This is a genomic window from Microbacterium sp. (genome assembly GCF_035277845.1).
Classification (GTDB): Bacteria; Actinomycetota; Actinomycetes; order Actinomycetales; family Microbacteriaceae; genus Microbacterium.
Map to the genome: position 1 here is coordinate 1 of NZ_DATEJS010000229.1, position 6624 is coordinate 6624.

General features: G+C 70.1%; 6 protein-coding genes. 4 read left to right on the forward strand and 2 right to left on the reverse strand.

Going from position 1 to position 6624, the window contains the following annotated elements; all coding sequences use genetic code 11:
• The coding region (locus tag VJR25_RS09950; protein WP_324114817.1) for a LacI family DNA-binding transcriptional regulator at nucleotides 1–986 on the reverse strand (986 nt) is incomplete at its 3' end.
• A 123-nt stretch (nucleotides 987–1109) separates the two neighbouring features.
• On the opposite strand from VJR25_RS09950, the gene VJR25_RS09955 reads away from it, so the two are divergent.
• The 4 genes from VJR25_RS09955 to VJR25_RS09970 all read left to right on the forward strand — a co-directional run bounded on the left by VJR25_RS09955 (nucleotide 1110) and on the right by VJR25_RS09970 (nucleotide 6165).
• Entirely contained in the window at nucleotides 1110–2027 is a 918-nt protein-coding gene (locus tag VJR25_RS09955; RefSeq protein ID WP_324114818.1) for a sugar ABC transporter permease, read from the forward strand.
• Nucleotide 2028: 1 nt separating this feature from the next.
• A complete protein-coding gene (locus tag VJR25_RS09960; protein WP_324114819.1) occupies nucleotides 2029–2922 on the forward strand; it encodes a carbohydrate ABC transporter permease in 894 nt (297 codons plus the stop codon).
• Between the two features lie 76 nt (nucleotides 2923–2998).
• Nucleotides 2999–4354 (forward strand): sugar ABC transporter substrate-binding protein, encoded by a 1356-nt coding sequence (locus tag VJR25_RS09965; protein ID WP_324114820.1) that lies wholly within the window; start codon nucleotides 2999–3001, stop codon nucleotides 4352–4354.
• Between the two features lie 56 nt (nucleotides 4355–4410).
• Complete coding sequence (locus VJR25_RS09970) at nucleotides 4411–6165, forward strand: beta-galactosidase family protein (protein ID WP_324114821.1); 1755 nt, start codon at nucleotides 4411–4413, stop codon at nucleotides 6163–6165.
• Between the two features lie 47 nt (nucleotides 6166–6212).
• Here the strand turns inward: VJR25_RS09970 and VJR25_RS09975 are convergent.
• Nucleotides 6213–6624: substrate-binding domain-containing protein (locus VJR25_RS09975; protein ID WP_324114822.1), on the reverse strand; the 412-nt coding region annotated here is incomplete at its 5' end.

A 6624-nucleotide genomic window follows, 5' to 3' on the forward strand; every position in this document is an offset into this window, starting at 1 on the left:
ACGACGAGCTCGGTCGGGATCAGGCCGACCGAGCCGGGGCGCTCCCCTTCGATGCTGGCCAGCAGCGACCGCCAGGCGGCGACGCCGACCTGGTCGAAATGCTGGCGCACGGTGGTCAGCGCCGGCCAGAAGCTCGCCGCCTCGGGCATGTCGTCGAATCCGACCACGCTGACCTCTTCCGGCACACTGCGCCCGGCCTGGTGCAGCGCCCGCAGCACCCCGAGGGCCATCTGGTCGTTCGCGGCGAAGACGGCGGTCACGCCGGGCGTGGCCGCGAGGCGCAGGCCGGCGGCATGGCCCGACTCCGCCGTCCAGTCCCCGGTGAGGGGCTCGGGCACGAACGCGCCGTGGTCGGCGAGCGTCTTGTGCCAGGACTCCTGGCGGCGCTGAGCCGAGAACGACTCCTGCGGGCCGGTCACGTGCCACACGGTCTCGTGCCCGAGTCCCAGCAGGTGCTCGGTGGCCAGGCGCGCTCCCTGCGCCTGGTCGGTGTCCACGACGGGCAGGTCGTAGTGGGCGCTGGAGTCGAGCACCACCACGGGCATGCCGGTGGGCAGCTCGACGTCCGACTCGTTGAGCCGGTGCGCCTCGATGAGGATGATGATACCGTCCACCGCCTGCTCGCTCAGGCGCGCGAAAGCCCCCGAGACGCTGGACTGCGTGGCGGCGTCGAGCGGGATGAGGGTCAGCGAGTATCCGGCCGTCGTCGCCTCGGAGGCGATCGCCTCGAGGGTGCGCATGTTGCCGTACGTCGACAGCGAGAACATGATCACGCCGATGTTGCGGAACCGGCCCGACTTGAGCGCCCGTGCCGCGCCGTTCGGCCGGTAGCCGAGTCGCTGCATCGCCTCGACCACCCGATCCCGCGTCTCGGCGCGGACGACGTCCTTGCCGGTGGCGACGCGGGAGACCGTCTGCGCCGATACTCCGGCCGCACGGGCGACGTCGTTGATGGACGGCTCGCGTCGCGATGGGGTCGAGGTCATCGGCCGGCATCCTTCCTCGTCGTGCAGACGATGTTTACGTTGACATCGTATCGGCCCGTCGCGTATGTTTGCGTAAACAGTCCGCAGGTCATCGCAGACGACAACAAGCAGAGGCACCCGTCGATGTCGACATCCACAGCAACCCGCATCCCCGCCCCGGGCGTGCGCCGGCGCGACCGCCGCGACTGGCGCGGATGGGCGTTCGTCTCCCCGTTCATGGTCGCGTTCGCGCTGGTGTTCCTCGCGCCGCTCGCGTATGCGATCTATCTGAGCCTGTACCGCGAGCAGCTCATCGGCGGGAACGCCTTCGTCGGGCTGGCGAACTACGGCCAGGCGCTCACCGACCCGCAGTTCTGGCAGGCGTTCGGCCGCGTGCTCGTGTTCCTGGTGATCCAGGTGCCGATCATGCTCGTGCTGGCCCTCGGCGCCGCGCTCGCGATCGACAGCGCACGGCTGCGCGGCGCATCCTTCTTCCGCATCACCCTCTTCCTGCCGTACGCCGTGCCCGCCGTGGTCGCGGTGCTCATGTGGGGATACATCTACGGCGACCAGTTCGGCCTCGCCGCGAACATCAACCAGCTGGTCGGATTCCAGCTGATCACGCCCTTCGCCAAGGACTGGATGCTGGTGTCGATCGGCAACATCGTCACGTGGGAGTTCGTCGGCTACAACATGCTGATCTTCTACTCCTCGTTGAAGACCGTGCCCACTGAGCTGTACGAGGCGGCATCCATCGACGGCGCGGGCGCCTGGCGCACCGTCTTCTCGATCAAGATCCCGGCCCTGCGCGGGGCGATCGTGATCGCCACCATCTTCTCCATCATCGGCAGCTTCCAGCTGTTCAACGAACCGAACATCCTGCGCCCGCTCGCACCCAACGTGATCACCACCTTCTACACGCCGAACATGTACGCGTACAACCTGTCGTTCGCCGGCCAGCAGTTCAACTACGCCGCCACCGTCGCGATCATCATGGGCGTCGTCACCGCCGTGATCGCCTACGTCGTGCAGTTGCGCGGCTCCCGTGCGGAGGTGCGCTGAGATGGCCGCGCCCACTTACGTCCGCGACGACCGTCGCCGCACGAGCCCGCTCCGCCCGCGGTCATCCCGGCTGCTGCTGGTGCTCATGGTGCTGTACGCCCTGTACTCGCTGGTCCCGCTGGTCTGGCTGATCGTCAACTCCACCAAGACGCAGGCGGGCCTGTTCTCCACCTTCGGGCTGTGGTTCGGGGGCGGGAACGCCTTCTGGGCCAACCTCGTCTCGACGCTGACGTACAACGACGGCATCTTCCTGCGCTGGTTCGGGAACACGCTGCTGTACGTCGTGGTCGGCGCCGGCGGCGCGACCCTCTTCGCGACCCTGGCCGGGTACGGCCTCGCGAAGTACCGCTTCCCCGGGCGGCGGGCGGTGTTCGCGATCGTGCTGGGCGCGGTCGCCGTGCCGGGCACCGCCCTCGCCGTCCCGACGTTCCTGCTGTTCAGCCAGATCGGGCTCACCAACACCCCGTGGGCGGTCATCATCCCGTCCCTGATCAGCCCGTTCGGGCTCTACCTGATCTGGGTCTACGCGGCCGACTCCGTGCCGACCGAGCTGCTCGAGGCGGCCCGCATGGACGGTGCCGGCGAGTTCCGCACGTTCTTCACGATCTCGATCCGCCTGCTCGTGCCCGGCATCGTCACGGTGCTGCTGTTCACCGTGGTCGCCACCTGGAACAACTACTTCCTGCCGCTCATCATGCTGAGCGACCCGAAGTGGTATCCGCTCACCGTCGGGCTGAACCAATGGGCCGCGCAGGCGCAGGGTGCCGGCGCGCAGCCGATCTACAACCTCGTGATCATGGGGTCCCTCCTCACGATCATCCCCATCGTCATCGCGTTCCTCCTGCTGCAGCGTTTCTGGCAGTCCGGACTGAGCGCGGGAAGCGTGAAGCAGTGACCCGGGAGCTGCACGCGGACGACTCTCACCCGGCCGGTCCGCGTCCGCGGGCCGGGTCATGCGAAAGGACACAGCAATGAAGCATCTGTCAGGAGCATCCCGACGCGCCGCCGCGCTCGTCGCGCTCGCAACCGCGGCCGCGCTCACGCTGGCCGGCTGCTCCGGCTCGTCCGCCGGCAGCACCGGCGCGGCCACGAGCACGAGCGGGCTGGATGCCGTCAAGGCGGCCCTGAAGAAGGGCGGCGAGATCACCTACTGGACGTGGACCCCGTCGGCCAAGGCCCAGGTCGCCGCGTTCGAGAAGGCGTACCCGAAGGTCAAGGTCAACCTGGTCAACGCGGGTACCGGCAACGACGAGTACACCAAGCTGCAGAATGCGATCAAGGCCGGCTCCGGCGCCCCCGACGTCGTGCAGGTCGAGTACTACGCCTTCCCGCAGTTCGAGCTGAGCAACGCTCTTGCCGACCTCTCCTCGTACGGCTTCGGCAGCCTCAAGTCCGACTACACCCCGTCGACCTGGGGCTCGGTGACCTCCGGCGACAAGATCTTCGGCCTGCCGCAGGACTCCGGCCCCATGGCGCTCTTCTACAACAAGAAGGTCTTCGACACCTACAAGCTGACGGTGCCCACCACGTGGGACCAGTACATCGCCGACGCCGAGAAGCTGCACGCCGCCGACCCGAAGAAGTACATCACCAACGACATCGGCGACGCCGGCTTCACCACGAGCATGATCTGGCAGGCCGGCGGCCACCCGTTCACGACGGACGGCACGAAGGTCACCGTCAACCTGCAGGATGCCGGGTCCAAGAAGTGGGCCGACACCTGGAACAAGCTCGTCGGCAAGGGTCTCGTCTCCCCCACCCCCAGCTGGAGCGACGAGTGGTTCACGGGCCTCGGCAACGGCAGCATCGCCACCCTCGTGACCGGAGCCTGGATGCCGGGCAACCTCGAGTCGGGGGCTCCCGCCGGCAAGGGCGACTGGCGCGTCGCACCGATGCCGACGTACGACGGGCAGCCGGCATCCGCCGAGAACGGCGGCGGCGGCCAGGCCGTGACCAAGCAGAGCACGAACCCCGCGCTCGCGGCCGGCTTCCTCTGGTGGCTGAACAACAGCGATGAGAGCATCTCGACGTTCCTCGCCAGCGGCGGCTTCCCGTCGACCACGAAGCAGCTGGCATCCCAGGAGTTCCTGGGCGCCACGCCCGCGTACTTCGGCGGCCAGAAGATCAACGAGGTGCTCGCCCAGGCGGCGACCTCGGTCGTCACCGGCTGGCGGTACCTGCCGTTCCAGGTGTACGGCAACAGCATCTACGGCGACACCGTCGGGCAGGCGTATGCGAACAAGACCGACCTGAACGCCGGCCTGCAGAAGTGGCAGGCCGCCCTGGTCCAGTACGGCAACGCGCAGGGCTTCAGCGTCAACAAGTGATCCGCGCGGGGGGCGGATGCCGCGGCATCCGCCCCCGCATCGAACAGAAGGCATCCGTGAGCACCTTCACGATCGGCGAGACCGACTTCCTGCTGGACGGGCATCCGCACCGCATCCTGTCCGGTGCCCTGCACTACTTCCGCGTTCACCCCGACGACTGGGCCGACCGCATCCGCAAGGCGCGGCTGCTCGGCCTCAACACGATCGAGACGTACGTCGCGTGGAACGCGCACGAGCCGGCCCGCGGCGCGTGGGATGCCACGGGGGCGAACGACCTCGGCCGGTTCCTCGACCTCGTCGCTGCGGAGGGGATGCACGCCATCGTGCGCCCCGGCCCGTACATCTGCGCGGAGTGGCACAACGGCGGCCTGCCGGTGTGGCTGACCGCGGATGCCGACATGCGCCTGCGCTCGTCCGACCCGCGCTACCTCGCCGAGGTCACCGCCTACCTGCGCCGCGTGTACGACGTCGTCCGCCCGCGCCAGGTCGACCATGGCGGCCCGGTCATCCTCGTGCAGATCGAGAACGAGTACGGGGCGTACGGCTGCGACCGGCGCTACCTCGAGACGCTCGTCGAGGCGACCCGGGGTGCCGGCATCACCGTGCCCCTGACGACCATCGACCAGCCCGAGCCGGCGATGCTCCGGGCCGGCAGCCTGCCCGGGCTCCATCTGACGGGATCGTTCGGCTCGCGTGCCGGCGAGCGCCTCGCGACGCTGCGCGACCACCAGCCGACGGGCCCGCTCATGTGCGCGGAGTTCTGGGACGGCTGGTTCGACTGGTGGGGCGGACTGCACCACACGACGAGCGCTGCGGATGCCGCCGCCGAGCTCGACGCCCTGCTCGCGGCCGGGGCATCCGTCAACCTGTACATGCTGCACGGCGGGACGAACCCGGGACTCACCAACGGCGCCAACCACAAGGGCCGCTACCTTCCCATCACCACGTCCTACGACTACGACGCTCCGCTCGACGAGGCCGGAGACCCCACCGACAAGTTCTGGGCGTTCCGCGAGGTCATCGCCCGCTACGCGCCAGTGCCCGACGAGGTCCCCGCCCGGGCGGTCCCGCGTCCCGAGTTCACCGTGCCGCTCGTCGCGACCGCGGTGACGGTCGAGGATGCCGCGGTGCCGCTCGGCGGCACCGGCGACGACCCGCCCAGCTTCGACGAGCTCGGCATCCCGAGCGGGATGCTGCTGCACACCGCGCCCCTCCCCGGTGCCGGGACACTCGCACTCGGCGAGGTGCGCGACCACGCCTGGGTCTCCGTCGACGGGGTGCGGGTCGGCGACCTGTCCCGCATCCGCGGCGAGCGCGCGCTCGCGGTGCCTGCGGGGCAGACGGTGGAGCTGCTCGTCGAAGAGCAGGGGCGGGTCAACTACGGGCCTCTCATCGGCGAGTGCAAGGGCATCGTCGACGGCGTGCGGCTCGACGCCGCTCCCGTGCGCGGATGGACGACCGCGCAGGTCGACCTGGCGAGGTTCGCAGACCTCGTCGCGGATGCCCCGGCGGGTCACGTCCCGCACGGCGATGCGCCGCTGTCCGGCCCGGCCGGCCTTCGCGCCGAGTTCACGCTCGAGGCGGCATCCGACCTGTTCCTCGACACCGACGGCTGGGGCAAGGGCTTCGCGTTCGTGAACGGCTTCCTGCTCGGGCGCTACTGGTCCAACGGCCCGCAGCGCACCCTGTTCGTCCCGCGGCCGGTCACCCGGGCCGGCGCCAACACGCTGGTGGTCTTCGAGCTGTCGGCCATGACCGACGCCCGCGCACGGTTCCTCCCCGCCCCGGAGCTCGGCCCCCACGAGGAGTGACCCGCCGGGCGGCTGCCGGGCGGCTGCCGCCGGGGCGACCCTCGGGGTCAGCGGGCTGCCGGGCCGGTGGAGGCGCGGATGACGAGCGTGGTCTCGAGCACGTCGGCCGCCCGGGGCGCGCCCGTCTCGATCCCGCGCACCAGGGTGTCGACCGCCCGCTCGCCGAGGGCGTCGAAGTCCTGGCGGACGGTGGTCAGCGGGGGGCGGAAGTCCGCGGCATCCGCGATGTCGTCGAAGCCGACCACGCTGACCGCGTCCGGCACGGGACGCCCCGCGTCGGCGAGGGCGCGCAGCGCGCCGAGTGCCATCTGGTCGTTCGCGGCGAACAGGGCCGTGGCATCCGCCGCCAGGGTCATCGCCGCCGCGTGACCGGAGGCCGCGGTCCAGTCGCCGCGCAGCACCGTGGGTTCGGGGACGGATGCCTCGGCCAGCGCCTCGCGCCAGCCGCGCTCGCGCTCG

Bases quoted from the DNA above. Each gene is read 5' to 3' on its own strand.
- VJR25_RS09955 (WP_324114818.1), top strand. From the start codon at position 1,110: ATGTCGACATCCACAGCAACCCGCATCCCCGCCCCGGGCGTGCGCCGG.
- VJR25_RS09960 (WP_324114819.1), top strand. From the start codon at position 2,029: ATGGCCGCGCCCACTTACGTCCGCGACGACCGTCGCCGCACGAGCCCG.
- VJR25_RS09965 (WP_324114820.1), top strand. From the start codon at position 2,999: ATGAAGCATCTGTCAGGAGCATCCCGACGCGCCGCCGCGCTCGTCGCG.